Annotated in this window: 17 protein-coding genes; 7 read left to right on the plus strand and 10 right to left on the minus strand. The window is 43.6% G+C overall.

The annotated features are described in order from the left end of the window. Position 1: 1 nt before the first annotated feature. Both ACZ07B_RS11505 and ACZ07B_RS11510 read right to left on the minus strand, forming a co-directional pair. Positions 2-1,387, minus strand: a complete 1,386-nt coding sequence (locus tag ACZ07B_RS11505; RefSeq protein ID WP_029726332.1) for a hemolysin family protein — start codon at positions 1,385-1,387, stop codon at positions 2-4. A gap of 326 nt (positions 1,388-1,713) precedes the next feature. Next, a complete protein-coding gene (locus ACZ07B_RS11510; RefSeq protein ID WP_464877197.1) occupies positions 1,714-2,895 on the minus strand; it encodes a pyridoxal phosphate-dependent aminotransferase in 1,182 nt (393 codons plus the stop codon). 157 nt (positions 2,896-3,052) lie between these two features. On the opposite strand from ACZ07B_RS11510, the gene cueR reads away from it, so the two are divergent. Together cueR and ACZ07B_RS11520 are read left to right on the plus strand one after the other, a co-directional pair. Next, positions 3,053-3,484 carry a Cu(I)-responsive transcriptional regulator gene (cueR, locus tag ACZ07B_RS11515; protein WP_010886460.1) on the plus strand — a complete coding sequence of 144 codons (432 nt, stop codon included), beginning with the start codon at positions 3,053-3,055 and terminating at the stop codon, positions 3,482-3,484. Between the two features lie 60 nt (positions 3,485-3,544). Then, entirely contained in the window at positions 3,545-4,879 is a 1,335-nt protein-coding gene (locus tag ACZ07B_RS11520) for a hemolysin family protein (protein ID WP_009966903.1), read from the plus strand. Positions 4,880-4,947: 68 nt separating this feature from the next. Here the strand turns inward: ACZ07B_RS11520 and ACZ07B_RS11525 are convergent, their stop codons facing one another. Further along, the gene (locus ACZ07B_RS11525) at positions 4,948-5,547 is read right to left on the minus strand and encodes a 1-acylglycerol-3-phosphate O-acyltransferase (RefSeq protein ID WP_003233335.1); all 600 of its coding nucleotides are present in this window, start codon (positions 5,545-5,547) and stop codon (positions 4,948-4,950) included. 134 nt (positions 5,548-5,681) lie between these two features. Further along, entirely contained in the window at positions 5,682-6,677 is a 996-nt protein-coding gene (gene akrN, locus ACZ07B_RS11530; RefSeq protein ID WP_212082866.1) for an aldo/keto reductase, read from the minus strand. 196 nt (positions 6,678-6,873) lie between these two features. Here akrN and sigM point away from each other — a divergent pair, with 196 nt between their 5' ends. From sigM to ACZ07B_RS11545, 3 genes are read left to right on the plus strand one after another with little or no spacing between them, the layout of a single operon-like run. Further along, on the plus strand, positions 6,874-7,365 hold the full coding sequence (gene sigM / locus ACZ07B_RS11535; protein WP_003224177.1) for an RNA polymerase sigma factor SigM: 492 nt from the start codon (positions 6,874-6,876) through the stop codon (positions 7,363-7,365). Beyond that, positions 7,355-8,431 (plus strand): anti-sigma factor, encoded by a 1,077-nt coding sequence (locus tag ACZ07B_RS11540; RefSeq protein WP_015252469.1) that lies wholly within the window; start codon positions 7,355-7,357, stop codon positions 8,429-8,431. The genes sigM and ACZ07B_RS11540 overlap by 11 nt, the downstream gene beginning before the upstream one ends. Next, the gene (locus tag ACZ07B_RS11545) at positions 8,419-8,709 is read left to right on the plus strand and encodes an anti-sigma-M factor (protein ID WP_003233341.1); all 291 of its coding nucleotides are present in this window, start codon (positions 8,419-8,421) and stop codon (positions 8,707-8,709) included. Before ACZ07B_RS11540 ends, ACZ07B_RS11545 begins: the two co-directional genes overlap by 13 nt. 31 nt (positions 8,710-8,740) lie before the next feature. Here ACZ07B_RS11545 and ACZ07B_RS11550 read toward each other — a convergent pair whose 3' ends face one another. After that, entirely contained in the window at positions 8,741-9,169 is a 429-nt protein-coding gene (locus tag ACZ07B_RS11550; RefSeq protein WP_009966899.1) for a GNAT family N-acetyltransferase, read from the minus strand. 109 nt (positions 9,170-9,278) lie between these two features. On the opposite strand from ACZ07B_RS11550, the gene pdxR reads away from it, so the two are divergent. Further along, complete coding sequence (gene pdxR, locus ACZ07B_RS11555; protein ID WP_464877198.1) at positions 9,279-10,688, plus strand: MocR-like pyridoxine biosynthesis transcription factor PdxR; 1,410 nt, start codon at positions 9,279-9,281, stop codon at positions 10,686-10,688. A 34-nt stretch (positions 10,689-10,722) separates the two neighbouring features. Here pdxR and ACZ07B_RS11560 read toward each other — a convergent pair whose 3' ends face one another. The 4 genes from ACZ07B_RS11560 to citA form a co-directional block, all read right to left on the minus strand. Further along, positions 10,723-12,078, minus strand: coding sequence for a sodium-dependent transporter (locus ACZ07B_RS11560; protein ID WP_464877199.1), 1,356 nt, complete (start codon positions 12,076-12,078; stop codon positions 10,723-10,725). A 122-nt stretch (positions 12,079-12,200) separates the two neighbouring features. After that, complete coding sequence (gene bcaP, locus ACZ07B_RS11565; RefSeq protein WP_003233350.1) at positions 12,201-13,598, minus strand: branched-chain amino acid transporter BcaP; 1,398 nt, start codon at positions 13,596-13,598, stop codon at positions 12,201-12,203. A gap of 251 nt (positions 13,599-13,849) precedes the next feature. Beyond that, positions 13,850-14,719 carry an SDR family oxidoreductase gene (locus tag ACZ07B_RS11570; RefSeq protein WP_015483011.1) on the minus strand — a complete coding sequence of 290 codons (870 nt, stop codon included), beginning with the start codon at positions 14,717-14,719 and terminating at the stop codon, positions 13,850-13,852. 73 nt (positions 14,720-14,792) lie between these two features. Continuing rightward, a complete protein-coding gene (gene citA / locus ACZ07B_RS11575) occupies positions 14,793-15,893 on the minus strand; it encodes a citrate synthase CitA (RefSeq protein WP_464877200.1) in 1,101 nt (366 codons plus the stop codon). 108 nt (positions 15,894-16,001) lie between these two features. On the opposite strand from citA, the gene citR reads away from it, so the two are divergent. Further along, positions 16,002-16,877 carry a transcriptional regulator CitR gene (gene citR, locus ACZ07B_RS11580; protein ID WP_003233357.1) on the plus strand — a complete coding sequence of 292 codons (876 nt, stop codon included), beginning with the start codon at positions 16,002-16,004 and terminating at the stop codon, positions 16,875-16,877. 70 nt (positions 16,878-16,947) lie between these two features. Here the strand turns inward: citR and lytE are convergent, their stop codons facing one another. Further along, positions 16,948-17,952 (minus strand): peptidoglycan endopeptidase LytE, encoded by a 1,005-nt coding sequence (gene lytE, locus ACZ07B_RS11585; RefSeq protein ID WP_003244816.1) that lies wholly within the window; start codon positions 17,950-17,952, stop codon positions 16,948-16,950. Positions 17,953-18,411: the final 459 nt, after the last annotated feature.

Genomic DNA, 18,411 nt, shown 5'->3' on the forward strand with positions numbered 1-18,411 from the left:
CTTATTTCTCGCTCAAGGTTGCACTGTTCAGCATCACAGGCTCGGGCAGCGGCAGCTTGTGGTGCGCCGTAATCCCGGTTGTGTTGCCGGCTTCTTCTTTTATATCGATTTGCTTGATTAATCGGCCGTCCATCTTCAGCACCTTTATCGTATATGAACCGATGCGAATGGATTCACCAGCCTCAATATCGATGTTTTCTTTTAATATCAGCCCGCCGATCGTATCGACGTCTTCTTGAATCGATGCGCCAAGAAGGCTGTTCACCTGATCGATCCGAACCTTTCCATCCATCACATAATGGCCGTCGCCAAGCTTTTGGATCAGCGGCTGTTCATCTTCATCAAATTCATCTCTGATCTCTCCGACAATTTCCTCAAGAATATCCTCTGTCGTCACAAGTCCCGAGGTTCCTCCGTATTCATCCGACAATATTGCCATATGAATGCGCTCGCGCTGCATTTTAATCAGCAAATCATGAACCGGGATCGTTTCAATCACTTCGATGACCGGCCTCACATACGGATGGATCGTCATCTTCATTCGTTCTTCTTCTGTCATAAACAGCAAATCAGAAAACAAATGCTTCGTATTGACCAAACCGATCACACTGTCTTTGTCTCCATCTGTGACTGGCCAGCGCGTGTATTTTTCCTTCAGCATGACTTCAAGCATCTCGGCCATCGTCATCTCAGTTGACACAGCAGCCATTTCCTTCCGCGGTATCATAATTTCTTTGGCGATCCGATTATCAAATTCAAAAATCTTATTCACATATTTATATTCAGACGGATTAATCTCTCCGTTTTTTAAACTCTCAGATAACAGCATCCTGAGTTCTTCCTCAGAATGGGAACCATCATGTTCTGACGCAGGCTTCAAACCGAACATCCCGCATAAAAGCCGCGCCGATCCATTGAGGATCCAAATAAACGGAAACAGGAGCAAATAGAATAAACGCAAAGGGCCCGCTATCAGTAAAGTCAGCTGTTCTGCCTTTTGAATCGCGACCGTTTTCGGGGCCAGTTCACCTACAACAACGTGCAGGAACGTGATCAAGCCGTACGCGACTGCAAAAGAGACTGCATGTGAAACCGAGTCCGGCAAGCCGAGCGGTTCAAACAGTGGATGCAGCAGCCGTTCAAAGGCCGGCTCACCCAGTACGCCAAGCCCGATTGATGTCAATGTAATGCCTAGCTGGGATGCGGATAAATATTCATCCAAATCTGTAATGACACGCCTTGCGAGTATCGCCCGTTTGTTTCCTTCTGTGATAAGCTGATCTATTCTGGATCTCCTCACTCTAACAATCGCAAACTCGCTTGCAACGAAAAACGCGGTTAAAGCAATGAGCACGCCAATTAAAATCAGACTGTCAATATCGTCCATTTAACCCTATCCTCTCAACAAAGGATAAGGAGTCACCTCCTGATATAATCATTTTTCCTTAACATTGAGGTACGCGGTGTATTGTTGCCTAAGCAGAGGGCCCCATCATACCACCTCCAAAAGTCAAAGTTTGATTATAAATTGTATATTTTATTGTAACACAACTCATTCCAAAAATGATTTTTAATTTTTAGACTTTTATCATGAAGAAAACCTTAACTGCATGCCTGCTTGTCAATTCTGCGCCTGTCTGGATTGGAAGAGGAAGGATTTTGCGGATATAAAAAGAAAACAGCCTTGAAAACTGTTTTCTTTTCTTTGCCTTCTTAAGCAAAATCTTTATATAAAGAAATGAAAATGTCCCGTGAGTTTTTAATCTGCTCGATCGGCACACTGAAGGATAATCGGAAATGCCCGCTCATTCCAAAACCGCTGCTCGGCACAATTAATAATTTGTATTTTTGGGCGGCATGCACGCAAAATGCAACTTCATCTTCAATCGGCGATTTCGGAAAAACAAAGAAACCTCCCTTTGGCATTTCAAATTCAAAACCGGCTTCTTTTAAAATGTCTACCATTAAATCCCGGCGCTCTTTATAAGCGCTCGCGTCTACTCTTAAATCATCCATTCGTGCCACAGCCCGCTGCATCATGACAGGGGCATTCACAAATCCAAGCGTTCGATTACAATACACAAAAGCGTTGATCAAAAGGTCCGCATCCGGCATTCGGCTGTCCAATCCGATATATCCGAGCCGCTCCCCGGCTATGCCGAGATCTTTACTGAATGAGCTAGCCAATATCACACGATGGTACGATTGAAACAGATTTGCCAGCTCTTCATCATAGATTAATTGACTGTACGGTTCATCAAACAGCACATAAATCCTCTGGCCGCTCTTCTCTTCTATTTCTTTTAATAAAGTGCCTAAATCGTCTATATTTTTCTGGCTGAGAACCGTGCCTGTGGGGTTATGCGGTGTATTGAGGATCAGCCCTTTCGTCTGTGGAGTGATCGATTGCCTTACCGCATCAATGTCGATCTCAAACCGGCCTGTCAACGGGCAGCTGACGGCCTTTCCCCCGTAGTTCTCAATATACAACTTATATTCTGCAAAATAAGGTGCGAGAATAATGACCTCTTCCCCAGGGTTTACGATGCTTTTTAACGCAACATTCAAAGCGCCTCCCGCGCCCACCGTCATGACGATACGCTCCGCTGAGAAATCAGCTTCAAAACGTGACCCCAGAAATTGCGCGACTTTTTCTCTCGCTGCAGGAAGCCCTTGGTTTTGTATGTATCCGTGGCTGCCTTTTTCAGCTTCCTCTATTAACGCTCTCTTAAAAGCTTCAGGCGGTTCAACAATCGGGTTGCCGAGTGAAAAATCAAATACCTGGTCTTCCCCGAACTCCTTCTTCAGCCTTGCACCTTCATCAAACAGCTTGCGAATCCACGATCCTTTATTTAAGTTTTCTTCAACTTCCCGGGATAACCCAGCCAATTTCATCTGTCCCTTCCGCATATAAAAAATTTGAAAATTCTATCTTCCTATGTTACTTCAATCAGATGATGAATTCCACAACTTCCAATTCCGGTCTGAAAAAAACAATAAACTTGTGCAAGACACCGTTCATATATTAAACTATTCTCATAACTATAACGTGATGGTTGGGAGGGATATAGATGGGGCTGAGACTTATCGCATCAGTGAACTAGCGGCACTCGCCGGAGTAACGAAACGGACAGTTGATTATTATACGAATCTCGGTCTGCTTACGCCGGCCAGATCCTGTTCAAATTACCGTTACTACGACGAAAATGCACTCAAACGACTTATATTTATTGTAGATTGCAAGAAGCAGCGATTGGCCCTGTCCGATATTAAAGATCGACTGGAGAACCAGTTTCCCTCTTCAGCTAAACTTGATGATGAAATTGGAAATCTGGCATTAGAAATTGATCATATGAATCAAAACATCTCCGGAATCTTGCATCGGTTTGAACGGCTGAAGCCCGAGGATCGTGACAAGCTGAAAAGCAAACTCCCGCCTGAAAAGCTCGCCGTGTTCCAATCATTTATGCTGCTGTTAAGTTAAAACCATTTTATCTAACAGGAGGTGTTACCTTCATTCTCATTGCTAGAGTGAAGGTTCTAATTGGACATAGTGAATTTGATTTTAGTTGCTGTTTTAATCGCCCTGACGGCATTTTTCGTGGCATCTGAGTTTGCCATTATCAGAATCAGAGGCTCACGGATCGATCAGCTGATCGCGGAAGGAAATAAAGCAGCAATAGCCGTAAAAAAAGTGACCACGCACCTTGATGAATATTTATCTGCGTGTCAGCTCGGAATTACATTGACTTCCATCGGATTAGGGGTTTTAGGTGAATCAACGATCGAAAGGCTGCTTCACCCGCTTTTCGTACAAATGAACGTACCAGGTTCCCTTTCACATGTCATATCGTTTATTTTTGCGTATGCCATTATCACGTTCTTACACGTTGTTGTCGGAGAACTTGCACCTAAGACAGTCGCTATCCAAAAGGCGGAAGCAGTGTCTATGCTGTTTGCGAAACCGCTGATTTGGTTTTACCGCATCGCGTTCCCATTCATTTGGCTTTTGAACAATTCTGCACGGTTATTGACCAAAGCATTTGGCCTGGAGACCGTTTCAGAAAACGAACTGGCTCACTCAGAAGAAGAGCTGCGAATCATTTTGTCTGAAAGCTATAAAAGCGGTGAAATCAACCAATCAGAGTTTAAATATGTAAATAAAATCTTTGAATTTGACGACAGGCTCGCGAAAGAAATTATGATTCCGCGGACCGAAATTGTCAGCCTTCCGCATGATATCAAGATTTCTGAAATGATGGACATCATTCAGATTGAAAAATATACCCGCTACCCTGTGGAAGAGGGCGATAAAGATAACATTATCGGGGTTATTAACATTAAAGAAGTGCTAACCGCCTGCATCAGCGGTGAGGTATCTGTTGATTCCACCATTTCTCAATTCGTCAACCCGATCATTCATGTCATTGAATCTGCGCCGATCCAAGACCTGCTTGTCAAAATGCAAAAAGAGAGGGTCCACATGGCCATTTTGTCTGATGAATACGGCGGTACTGCCGGGCTTGTGACGGTTGAGGACATCATTGAGGAAATTGTCGGTGAAATCCGCGACGAATTTGATATTGATGAAATTAGCGAAATCCGCAAAATCGGCGAAGGCCATTATATTCTTGACGGAAAAGTGTTAATTGACCAAGTAAACGACCTGCTAGGCATCCATTTAGAGAACGAAGAAGTCGATACAATCGGCGGCTGGTTCCTTACTCAAAAATACGATGTTGAAAAAGATGATTCCATCATCGAAGAGGGCTGCGAATTCATCATTAATGAAATTGACGGCCACCACGTCGCATATATTGAAGTGAAAAAGCTTCAAGAAGAAGAACTTCTGGAGACAGCTAACCAGCAGGAAGCATAATAAGAAAAGCACCTTGTATAAGGTGCTTTTCTTATTTTCACAGTTTCAGGGCAATCTCTCAGAACGCCTTATAGCTGATCAAGTTTATTCTCTAGTTCTTTAATCCGCTGATTCAAAGCCTCTGTCATTGCTGCAAGTCTTTCCTTTGAAGGCAGGTGGGCAAAATCAGCCTGGTGAAGAGGCTCACCGATAATCAGCTTCATTTTTCCTTTTTTGAATAACTCTTTTCCGCTTGAAGGGCCCTGATATGCAGCGGGGACAAGCGGCGCTTTCCCCATTTGCGCAATCGTCACCGCACCTCTTTTCAAAGGCACATCCTCAGAGGTTCTTGTTCCGCTTGGGAAGATACCGACGATCTCTCCTTCTTTCAGCAGCTTAATCGGCGTTTTAATACTGCTTGGCCCGGGATTTTCCCGATCTACCGGAAAGGCATGAATTTTCTTCAGAAACGAACCGATCCATTTATTTTGAAAAAGCTCTTTTTTCGCCATGTAGTGTATTTGATAAGGAAGAATCCCGACTCCGAGTGTAATCACATCAACCCAGCCGGAATGTGTACACGCGATGACAAAACCTGAATCGGCCGGAAGGTTTTCTTTGTTATACACCTTCACTCCTCCGCGAAGAGAAAGAATAACTTTTAAAGCATTTGCACAAAACTTATACATATCGCACTTCCTTTGTCGTAATCAATGATTCTTTCTGTCATCTATTATAACAATATTTTTTATTACCTGGTACTAATTTTTAAGATTTCTCCCGTTAAAACGCCAAAAAGCTGAGGATTCGCCCTCAGCTTTTGTTATATTTCCTCTCTGGTCGGCGGGGCCATAAACTCCGGTCCGACAGGGTCTGATATCGTATTTTCCAATATAGTATTGATATCTTTCTGATCTTCACTGTTCAGCGTCCAGCCTGTAATCTCAGATAGGGCCTCAAGCTGCTCAGGCTTTCTTGCCCCCCAAAGAGCGATATCCGCTCCCGGCTGATCTAAGATCCATCTGACAGCCAAGTGAATCACTGATTTTCCATAACGTGTCTTCGCCAGCTTATCCAATTGATTGACAGCAGAAAGATACTCTTTAAAGCGGGGCTTCTGGAATTTTGGATCGTGATTACGCAGATCATCGCCCTCAAATGTATATTCTTCGGTCATTTTGCCTGTTAACAGCCCTCTGCATAAACTGCCGTATAATAATGTTGTTATCTTGTTATCTTTCGCATAAGGAAGAACACTCTCTTCCATCTCTCTTTCAAACAGATTATATGGAGGCTGAATCGTATGGAGAGGTGCGACGGCGCGAAATGTATCCATTTGCTCAATTGAAAAATTGCTGACGCCAATCGCCCGGATTTTTCCCGCATCATATAATTCCTTCATGACTTCAGCCGTTTCTTCAATTGGCACAAGCGGATCGGGCCAATGCACCTGATAAAGATCAATATAGTCTGTTTTAAGCCGTTTCAAAGAATTCTCAACTTCCTCTACAATTCTCGCTCTGTTCGCATGGCGAAACAGCTGGTTGTTCTTCCAGTCCAGAGCCGTTTTCGTTGCGAGAATCACCTGGTCTCTTTTGCCGTACTCTTTGATTGCCTTTCCGACGATTTCCTCGGACTGCCCGAAGCCGTAAGCCGGCGCGGTGTCAATCAGTGTAATCCCCTGATCAAGAGCGGCTCGGATTGTTTCAATCGATGTTTTTTCATCAGTGCCTCCCCACATCGTTCCGCCAATGGCCCATGTGCCGAGGCCGATTCTGGAGGCTTCTATTCCTGTATCTGCTATACTGGTATATTCCATTGTGCCACTCCTTCACTTTTTCACTATCTTTTCCCCTCTGGAAAAAATGTTAAACATTTCTCCGCACTATCTTTTGCGGCCATTTTTGGGTACTATATAGTAATGGTGTTTGATTAGGTATAAAAAAGCCGTTTGCATGTAATGTGCAACTTTAAACCTTTCTTATGCGTGTATAACATAGAGGGGAGAAAAGGCAGTGACGATCGATGAAATTTACCAAATGTACATGAATGATGTTTACAGGTTCCTGCTCTCCATGACAAAAGACAAGCATCTTGCTGAAGACTTGCTGCAGGAAACCTTTATGCGGGCATACATACACATTCACTCCTATGATCACAGCAAAGTAAAGCCCTGGCTTTTTCAAGTGGCGCGAAACGCCTTCATTGATTACGTCAGAAAGCATAAGAAAGAAGTAACCATTTCTGATGACTTAATCGGAAGCCTCTTTCAAAATGCTGTTCAAAGTCCTGCCCATCAGGTAGAGATAAAGGAAGTGCTGACTGGTTATATGTCCGAGCTCCCCGATAATTATCGGGAGGCCTTAACGCTATATTATTTAAAAGAGTTAAACTACAAAGAAGCATCCCATATTATGAATATTTCAGAGGCGAATTTTAAAAGTGTTTTATTTCGTGCCAGACAGCGGCTGAAAGCACTTTATAATAGAGGTGTTAATGATGAATGAAGAATTTAAAAAGCGTTTTGATCAATATAAAAATGGGGAAATGAGCGACCAGGAAATGACTGCATTTGAGGAAGAACTTGAGAAGCTCGAAGTATATCAGGAACTGATTGAAAGCGAACTCGAGGACGATAACGATTGGGATCTCAGCATCAGTCCTGAAAAACAAAAAGCGATTTTAGCCTACGGCAAACGCAAGTCTTATTTGCGAATTTCTGTGCTTGCCGTCATTTCGACATTGATGATTTTGCCGCTTTGTACGCTGGGAAGCTACCTCTATTACGGAATGGGTGGAAAACACAGCACCGGCAATGAGTTTATGGAAACTGCCGCAGTCACTGTAGCCCTGACCATGCCGAATGTTCTTGTTGATACTTCCGGACTGAAAAGCCAAGTGAAGCTATTTGGGATGAATACGGAATTCCCGCTGCAAAAGCAGATTGGCACGAAGACGGCTGCCGTAGGGAATGAACGGGTTGAAATGTTTTATAACAAAGTAAAAGCGCCGGCAGTAAACTACTATGACTTAGAAGTGAATAAAACCGGCCATTACTTTACACATCCTTCAAACAAGTCTGAACAAACGACCGCAAAAGCAGAAAAAACGTTAAGCACATTGCCTGAAGGAACGGTATCAGAGGTCTACCTTTCATATGACCGTGCATATCCGACAAAAGACGTGTATAACAAATTCAAAGGCTATGATGTGAGCTTTTTGTGGAACGCAATCGAAACAGAGAAAAACACAAATAAGACAGCTTCCACAGAACCTCTTGGCTATCCTGGAAAGGATTCAAAGTTCTTGGCCGCCCTTAATACAAAAGGCAAGTCGAATGGCGATCAGTTTATCAACGCCCTGAAATTCATGTCCAAACACGAAAAATGGGCTCAGGTCATTTCAAAACGGAAAGACCTGAATGTAGATAACCGATTAGATTATGTAGAGAAAAACGGTGTCAATGTATACGGTTCGGTCGTTACAGGGCCAACCAAGGAAATCCAGCGCATGCTGAAAAATAAATCTGTAAAATCAGCGAATGTCGGCGAGGTGGAATTATGGAACTGGTAAGAATTTTTAAAGAACACAATGTATTCGGCTGGATCTCTGTCGGAACAGCGGTTCTGTCCCTGCTGTTGCTGAATTTGGCCATTATCAGCAACGTCACGTTTTATTCCTATCAAATGCTTCCGTTCGCCATGGCTGCCGTTCCGTTCGGCGTTGTTGAACTCTTCATCAAGAGAGGGCGCACAGGTCCAGGCCTGCTCGGCGTCATCCTTAATCTCTTTGTGATTATTTGTGTGTATACCATTGTATCTGTAGATACGAATTTACAGTTTGGCTTTTAAAAAAGACGCCTTTTCAGGCGTCTTTTTTTCATTACACCGGTTTTCGGAACAAATAACTTTCTATAGTAAAACCCATTTTATCTGTATAAAATCGATGTGCGTCTTTACGCTGAAGGCCAGATGAAAGACTGACAAAACCAAGTCCGGCTTTTCTCGCCCAGTCTGAGGCATAATCCAAAAGCATTTTGCCGTATCCCTTTGATCGGCAAGGTGCCGTTGTAACAAGATCCGCAATCCACAAGTGCTCTCCTTTATGAATGGAAACTCTCGGCAGAGCCCCGCACAGCGCTCTGATTGCTGTATTTTCATATAAGGCAAACAGCATATACGATTCTTTCTGCACACAGGCTTCAAGCCTTTGTAAATACGTCTCTATATCCAGTTCTGTTCTCAATTCACTCATAATCGGATACGACTCAGCCCATTCTTCTTTCGAGGTTAATTGTTTCATATGGATCATCTTCTCAATCCCCTTTCCTTTCGTTACAATGATCATAGCTAATAAATGGCATTTGCCAAATAGCCAATATCAGAAAAAATGACCATGCCAGATATAAAGGAGACATGAGATGGATATTACGCCGTTTCTTGATAAAAAGAGCAAAACACCGCTGTATGAGCAGCTTTATACCTTTTTTAAACAAGAAATTTCACATGCGCGAATAACAAAGGGAACAAGACTTCCGTCAAAACGCAGGCTCTCCAGCTTGCTCGATGTCAGCACGGCAACTATAGAACGGGCTTATGAGCAATTAACTGCTGAGGGCTATGTCAAAAGCAAGCCGAAAATCGGCTGGTTCGCGGCGGAAGTAGAACAAGGATTCCCGACAGCTCCTGACCATTTTCAGCAGTCTGTACAGCCGGGATTACATGAAAAGAACGCACCTGCTATTGACTTCCATCAGGGCAACGTTGATCCGACCCTCTTTCCCTTTAACGCATGGAGAAAAAGCATAGTAAAAAGTCTTGATCGCTATTCCAGATCGTTTCACACCTCTGGCGACCCTCAAGGAGAATACGAACTCAGGCACATGATTGCCCGATTCGTCAGGCTGTCTCGGGGAGTAAATTGCGAACCCGGCCAGATTATCATCGGCGCAGGAACCACCGTGCTTCTGCAAATTCTTTGCCTTTCGCTAAAGCAAGGTACAAAAATCGGCTTTGAAGAACCGGGCTTTCACCGTTCAAGAAGGATGTTTGAAGCAAATCACATGGATGTCACTCCGATTTGTTCTGATGCAGAAGGCGTCCTGCCGGATGAGCCCTACCGCCAGAATCCTTATCTCATGTATACGACTCCTTCGCATCAGTTTCCGATTGGGACCATTATGACGATTACCCGCAGACAGGAGCTGCTGGCATGGGCGGCAGAAACAAATTCATTCATTATAGAAGATGATTACGATGGAGAATTTCGCTACAGCGGCCATCCCATTCCGTCTTTACAGGGTCTTGATCCGAATGGCAGAGTCATATATCTGGGCACTTTTTCAAAGTCACTTCTGCCTTCCTTGCGGCTCAGCTTCATGATTGTGCCCCCTGAACTCATGGAACCGATCAAAGACAATGCTCAGTTAATGAAGCAGACCGTCTCTGTTCACTCGCAATTGGCACTGGCAGACTTCATCGAAACCGGAGAGTGGCAAAAACACATAAATAGAATGAGAAGCTTATACCGAAAAAAACACGCTGTCCTGTTAGAAGCCATCCGCTCTGAACTAGGAAACACCGTTGAGATTCTCGGTAAAAACTCGGGGCTTCACATTCTGCTGCGACTATTGTTTCCAGCAAGTGAGGAAGAAGCAATACAAGCAGCCGCAGACCACGGTGTAACCATCTATCCCGTGTCTCCCTCATATAAAGAACAGACGCCTTTTGCTTCTGTCTTAATCGGTTATGGCGGTTTGTCAGAAGAGGATATCAGGCTCGGCATCCAAAATCTGAAAACGGCATGGGCACCGTTGATATCATCTTATTAAATAAAAAACAGGCCCCGGAAACGGAGCCTGTTTTTTAAAATGATAAAATTCCGATTAAATTTAAGAACACGATAATAATGGCAAGCGGCACGATAAAACGAAGCAAATAAAACCATGTGTAAAAGAATGCTTTACCTGCATTTGATCCATTTCGCATTTCAGCCAAGAGTTCGCTTTTCGAAATTTTCAGCGGGATAAATAGAGAAATTAACAGAGCGCCTGAAGGCATCAAAACATTGCTGACGGTAAAGTCGGCAATATCAAAAAACGTTTTGCCAAATAGGTGCACATCACTCAAAACGCCATAAGACAAGCAGCATGGGATTCCGACCAAAAAGATCAAAAGCCCGCTCGTCCATGACAGTTTTTTTCTCTTCTTTTCGTCCCCTTTTCCGATTGTGGCAACGATAATTTCAACCATCGAAAATGCTGAGGTTAAGGCTGCAAATAAAAACGCAACGAGAAAACCGATAAAAAACAACGTGCCGAACGGAAGCTGTTCAAAAACGGCCGGAAGCACTGTAAACAGCAGTGTCGGTCCTTCATTTGGCTGAAAACCGAATGAAAAAACCGCCGGAAAAATAGCCAAACCTGCCAAGAGTGTCACAATGATATTCATCAAGACAATGGAGGCTGCCGAACGAGGGATATTTTGTGTTTTCGGCAAATAGGAGCTGTAGGTCACCATCACCGAAACCCCCAGTGTTAACGTAAAGAAGGCCTGTCCCAGCGCGAATAATATGGATTCCGGTGTCAGATCGCCGAAATGAGGCACAAGCAGAAACTTTACGCCCTCCATTGCACCATTAAGCGTAAGAGACCGAAGAACGAGCAGAATAAACAATAAAAACAAAATCGGCATCATCACCGCGCTTACCCGTTCAATCCCTTTTTGAACCCCTCTTGCGACAACGATGACAGTAAGTACCATAAAGACAAGCTGAGCCGCGAGCGTCTGCACCGGATTTTGGATAATAGAAGCAAAAAGAGCGCCATACTGTGCTTGAGAAAGCCCGGACAGTGAGCCTGACGCCGTTTTTACGATATACAGCAAAATCCATCCCCCGATTACACTGTAAAACGACAGCACTAAGAAACACGCGGCTACGCCGATCCACCCCGTAAGAAACCAAGCTGATCGCGGCGCTTCTTTTTTATATGCATCAATGGCATTCGTCTGGTTCCGTCTTCCAAAAATAAATTCCCCCACCAAAAGCGGATAGCCTAAGAGGATGGTAAATAACACGAAGATAAGAAAAAAGGCTCCTCCCCCATTGGTCCCCGCTACGTAAGGGAACTTCCAAATCGCGCCCAAGCCGATAGCCGAGCCGGCCGCTGCCATGACGAAACCAATTTTCGAAGCCCATTGGACTGTTTTTTGCTCAGACAATAAACGTCACTTCCTTTCCAGCCTATATTATCTCTTATTTTTGTCTTCATTTCTATAGATTCATTTGCCAGGAACAGAAAAGAGAGCGGCCTGTATGACCGCTCTCTTTATCAAAAGGTTATTTATTGATTTAATTTTGAATGCTTTCTTGAATACAGGAAATAAATTACCAAGCCGATTAACAGCCACACTAGGAAGCGGACAATCGTCACCCATCCCAGATTTAAAATCAAGAACAGGCAGAACAGAATCGCCAGGCCTGGGATAAACGGAACTCCCGGGCATTTAAAGGCTCTCGGAAGATCCGGTTGCTTCTTTCTCAAAACGATAACTGCCACAGAAATCAGGACAAATGCCGACAACGTCCCGATGTTTACCAGCTTTGCAAGTTCATCCAGCGGAACAAGTGAGCCGAGAAGCGCCGACATCGTTCCGAAAAACCAAGTGGCTACATAAGGTGTTTTGTGCTTTGGATGCACTTTAGAAAGTGAACCCGGCACAAGTCCGTCACGCGACATGGCAAACATGACGCGGGTCTGCCCGTAAAGCATCACGAGCATAACTGTTGTCATTCCCAGCACGGCGCCAATATCAATGATGCCTGCCACCCAATTTTGCCCTGCGCTTTGAAGAACAAGAGAAACCGGATGATCCACACCCGCAAATTGAGCAAACGGGATAACCCCAGTCATGATTGCTGATACTGTGACATATAAAATCGTGCAGACCAGTAAAGAGAAAATAATGCCTTTAGGCAGATCCTTCGCGGGATTTTTCGTTTCTTCCGCAGCAGAGGATACAGCGTCAAATCCGATAAAAGCAAAGAATACGAGCGCCGCTGCACTGAACACGCCGCCAAAGCCCATTGGCATAAACGGCTGCCAGTTGTGCGGCTTCACGTAAACGGCTGCCACCGCGATAAACAGCAGAACAACCAGTATCTTCAAGATAACCATGATATTGTTGACTCTTTTTGATTCTTTGATGCCTAAATAAAGCAAATATGTGATCGCCATTACAATGACGAATGCAGGAAGATTAAACAGGGTAAAAGTGCCTTTCACTGCGCCCGGTGCCGCTGTTAAAGCAACCGGAAGATGAATGCCGAGCCCTGATAAAAACGATTGGAAATAACCAGACCAGCCGACCGACACTGCACTTACCGCCAGCATGTATTCTAAAATTAAATCCCACCCGATAATAAAGGCCATAAGCTCTCCCAATGTCGCATAAGTGAATGTATACACCGAACCTGAAACAGGCACACTTGACGCAAATTCCGCGTAAGACAGGGCGGCGAATAAACAAGCCAACGCCGCCACAACAAATGAAATCGTCAGCCCGGGACCGGCCGTGACTGCGCCTGTTCCCGTCAGAACAAAAATCCCTGTGCCAATAATGGCGCCGATTCCAAGCAACGTTAAATCAAATGCCCCTAATTCTCTTTTTAAAGACTTTTCCCCGCTCGTCGCAGCGATTAAATCCTGAATGCTTTTCTTCCTAAAAACGCTCCCTTTCATTCCCCTTCAACTCCCGATCATCTATTTTTATATATTTTATTTGAATTTTCTGAATTCACGAGCAACAATGGTCATTTTTCTTTTTTTCTACTATATTTGTACTGGTCGCGAATCATTCCTTTCTCCTACTCAATATTATATATAAAATTGCAAAAATGAAAACAAAATTGTTAGAAAAATCGACAAATTTTTTATTTTGAAATTTTTCACCCCACAAAAAAAAACCAGCTCTTGAGCTGGTTTTTCGTTGATTACGTTGAAATAAAACGTCCGCCATTCACATGAATGGTCTGCCCTGTCATATAGGAAGATTCGTCAGACGCCAGCAGAACATAGGCGCCTGCATGCTCAACCGGCTGTCCCGGTCTTCCCATTGGGGTATCCAAGCCGTGCTGTTTCACTTTTTCCTCAGGGAATGTCGCCGGAATAAGCGGTGTCCAAATCGGACCGGGCGCCACCGCATTCACTCTGATGCCTTTATCTGCAAGCGACTTCGCCATGGAACGCGTAAAGGAAACAATCGCACCCTTTGTGCTGGAATAATCAATTAACGCCGTATCCCCTTCATAAGCGGTAATCGATGTCGTATTAATAATGGCACTCCCCTCTTGCAGGTGAGGCAAAGCTTTCTTCGTCATATGAAACATGGAAAAAATATTTGTGCGAAAGGTTTTTTCCAGCTGTTCTGTTGAAATATTGAGAATGCTGTCCTGGGGATGCTGTTCAGCGGCGTTGTTCACTAAGATATCGAGTTTACCAAAATGGTCGACTGTTTGCTGCACAGCTTGTTCACAATGGTTCTCGTCCCCGACATCTCCCGGGATAAGCAGGCAGCGGACATTCTCCTTTTCGATCCGTTTACGTGTTTCCTCTGCGTCCGAATGCTCGTCTAAGTATAGAATGGAGATATCAGCCCCCTCTTTAGCAAAGGCAATAGCTGCTGCTCTCCCTATTCCGCTGTCGCCTCCAGTAATGATCGCAACTTTCCCTTTCAGTTTTCCGCTTCCTCTATAATCCTCGTCCTCTGACAGCGGCAGCGGATTCATTTTTGACTCAATGCCCGGCTGTCTGTCCTGATGCTGCGGTTCTTGTCCTTCTGTTTGTCTGTCCATTGGGTTCACATTCATCACTCCTAGACATGTGGTTGATACTGAACGTTACCACATGAAAGAAATGAATAAACGCCAAAATATGTTATGAAAGAACTTCCTCGGGAATGGCACCGGTATATTTCGCTGACGGGCGGAAAATCATGTTGTTTTCTGCCTGTTCCAGCACATGGGCGCACCACCCTACCATTCGGCTTGCTGAAAAGGTCGGAGTAAACAATTCATCGTCAAAATCGATGGCCTTCATCACTGCAGCCGCGTAAAATTCAACATTTGTGTACAGCTTTCGTCCCGGTTTGTAGATTTCTAGCAAACGAATCGCTTCTGCTTCTACATGCAGCGCAAGATCAAGATCACGGTCATTGCCGGCCACCTCTTCTGCTTTCTGTCTCAAAGCTTCTGCCCGCGGGTCTTTTGTTTTGTACACCCTGTGGCCGAATCCCATCAAGCGCTCTCCTTTTTCGAGTTTTTCTTTCAGATATGCTTCAGTATGTTCTTTTTCTCCAATGTCTTCAAGCATTTTTGTCACCGCAGAAGGAGCGCCTCCGTGCAGCGGACCTTTCATCGTACCGAGAGCAGCCGTGACGGCTGACACTAAATCACTCTCTGTAGATAACGTGACCCGTGCCGAAAAAGTCGATGCGTTCATGCCATGCTCCATGGCCAGAATCATATAGGTTTCAAGCGCTTTCTTTTTTGCCTCTGAAGGCTGTTCACCTGTGAGCATATAATAGTAGTTTTCGACATGTCCGTACTGGGAAGAAGGTGCAATTGCTTGTTCACCGCGCGTCCATCTTTTTCTGTATGCAATGATGGAAGGCGTGATTGCAATCAGCCGGATTGCTTCTTCTGTTTTCGGATGGAATGTGTACGTATTTTCCCCCAATGCTGAAACAACCGTTCTCAGCACCGACATATCGTCCATGTTGTTTGGCAGTGATTGAATCAAGCGCTCAATATGTTCCGGAAGATTCCGTTCCGCAGCCAGCTTATCTTTAAATACCTGCAATTCTTCAGTTGAAGGCAGTTTTCCAAATAAAATCAAATAAGCCGCTTCTTCAAAGCTGTGATTCAGTGCGATGTCTTTTGCATGATGTCCTCTGTAAATCAGACGCCCTTTTTCACCATCAATATGGCTGATGGATGTTTCCACACATGTAATTCCCTTTAATCCGTAATGTACCATTTGTATTCCCCCTATCCTTTTCTGTTATTATAGTAAATATAATATTTAAAAAATAATGAATATTTTAAAGGGAATTAATTAAAAATATTAATCAGAGGGAGAATAGAAATGGATTTCAAATGGCTTCACACCTTTGTGACCGCTGCAAAATATGAGAACTTCCGAAAAACGGCGGAAACGCTTTTCTTATCTCAGCCTACTGTGACCGTACATATCAAGCAATTAGAAAAAGAAATCAGCTGCAAGCTGTTCGAGCGTAAAGGCAGGCAAATCCAGCTGACTGATGAAGGCAGGGCGTATTTGCCGTATGCGCTCAGGCTTCTTGATGATTATGAAAACAGCATGGCAGAGCTTCACAGAGTGAGACAAGGCTACTCTCAAACCTTACAGCTCGCGGTTTCTCCGCTTATTGCAGATACTGTGCTTCCTTCTGTCATGAAACGGTACACAGCAATGAATACGGAAACAGAAATGGCGGTTACGATTTTCGAATCAGCGGAAATCGCGTCACTGATTAAAGCCGGGGAAGCAGATATCGGACTAAGCTGTTTAAAGGTACAGTCTTCTTCTTTAAGCTGCCACTGCTTATACAAAGACCCTGTCGTCCTTGTTGCCCCGCCCGATAAGCGTTTCATAGAAGACAACGAAATTGATGCCAAAGAGGTGCTCGAACAATACCTGCTTTTGACCCATAATCATCCTGATTACTGGGACGACTTGCTCCGTCAAGTCAGAATGACATTTCCATTTGTGAGAACAATGAAGGTCACTCAAACACATATAACGAAACGGTTTATCAAGGAAGGACTCGGAGTTTCATTTCTGCCTTTATCTACAGTAAAGCGTGAGTTAGCAGAGAAACAGATGATCAGAATTCCTTATCAGTCTGTACAGCTGCCCTATGCCGGCGCTTACGCGATTGCGCTTTATGAAAATAAGAAAGAAAAAAAATTCTTGGATTTTTTATCACATTTTCATTTTTAGAAGCAACCAAAACGCCTGTGCTCCGTCTAATGAAAAAAACCCGTTCCAATGAACGGGTTTTCTCTAAAATTTAGAATCTTTTCGCACCGAGGTAACGAGGCTTCCAGTAGCTGTTGTTCAGGCTGCTGATTTGTACGCCGTCAGATCCTGCATGAATGAAACTGTTGTTTCCAATGTAAATCCCCATGTGAGAAGGGCCGGATTTATATGTTGTGAAGAAGACGAAATCACCAACAGACGGGCTGGCAATGCTCTTCATAGAACTCCAGTATCCTGCAGTGCTTGTTCTGCCCACACTTGTTTGTTTATTCAGTACGTACCAAATGAATCCGCTGCAGTCAAAGCCGGAAGTTGTCGTTCCGCCCCATTTATATGGCGTTCCGACTAACGCTTTTGCATCAGAAACCAGTTTGCTCACATTAAGTGATGTAGATGACGTTTTGCTGCTTGAAGATGATGAAGATGAAGCAGGTTTTGAGCTGCTTGTGCTTGTTCCTTTCACCTTCAATACTTGGTTGACATAGATTACATCTGATTTTAAGCCGTTTAAGCTTTTTAATTTGCTAACCGTAGTGCCGTATTTGCTCGCAATTTTAGAAAGGCTGTCTCCGCTCTTCACTTTATAAGTAGAAGTTGAAGACGATGACACTTTTGATGAGCTGGAGCTGCTTGAACTAGTTGAACCTTTCAGTTTCAGGACTTGTCCAACACGAAGCAAATCTGATTTTAAGCCATTCAGCTTCTTCAGTTCATTGATTGTCATGCCGTATTTTTTTGAAATTTTCCAAAGGCTGTCCCCGCTCTTTACTTTGTATGTAGAAGAAGAGGAAGAAGAACTGCTGCTTTTTGAACTTGTAGATTTGCCGTTAATCGATAAAGTTTGTCCCACATAAATAATGTCTGAGCGAAGGTGGTTCTCTGATTTAATTTTACTGATCGTTGTGTCGTATTTTCTTGAAAGATCCCATAACGTGTCGCCTTTTTTCACCTTAATGCTTTGTGCAGATGCCGCTCCTGCAAATAACGTCGATCCTAAAACAACTGCTGTCGTAGCTGTAATGATTTGCTTTTTCATATTTTCCTCCCCAAATGTTAACTCTCTATATATGTATCTCTTTTTTTAAATTAATCTTATTGATTTCTATTATAAGGATAGATTCCCATCAGAAATAGTCTTGACTTCATGTGACAAATTTCTTAATTATTCGTTCTAAAAAAAAGTTTTTAAGGGTATTAAATATTTCATTTTCGTTGCAAAAGTGACAAAAAACGAGTGCTTTTGTCATGTTTTATGGGATGTTTTTCAACATAAAGGAAATAAATGAAAAACTTTCGGGGTCGGCTCACATACCGGAAAAATGAGTGATAAAGAATATTCGAGGAGAGCTGCGGTTATCCGCAGTTTTTTTATTTAAACAAACATATCATGCAAAGACAGAGAGGTAAAGATTTTTCTGAAAAATGAATGCTTTACATCAAATAAGGCAAGATAACGAAAAGCGTTTTTTCATTTCCTTACAAGGCTTTACTTATT

The organism is Bacillus sp. 9.4 (genome assembly GCF_055486415.1).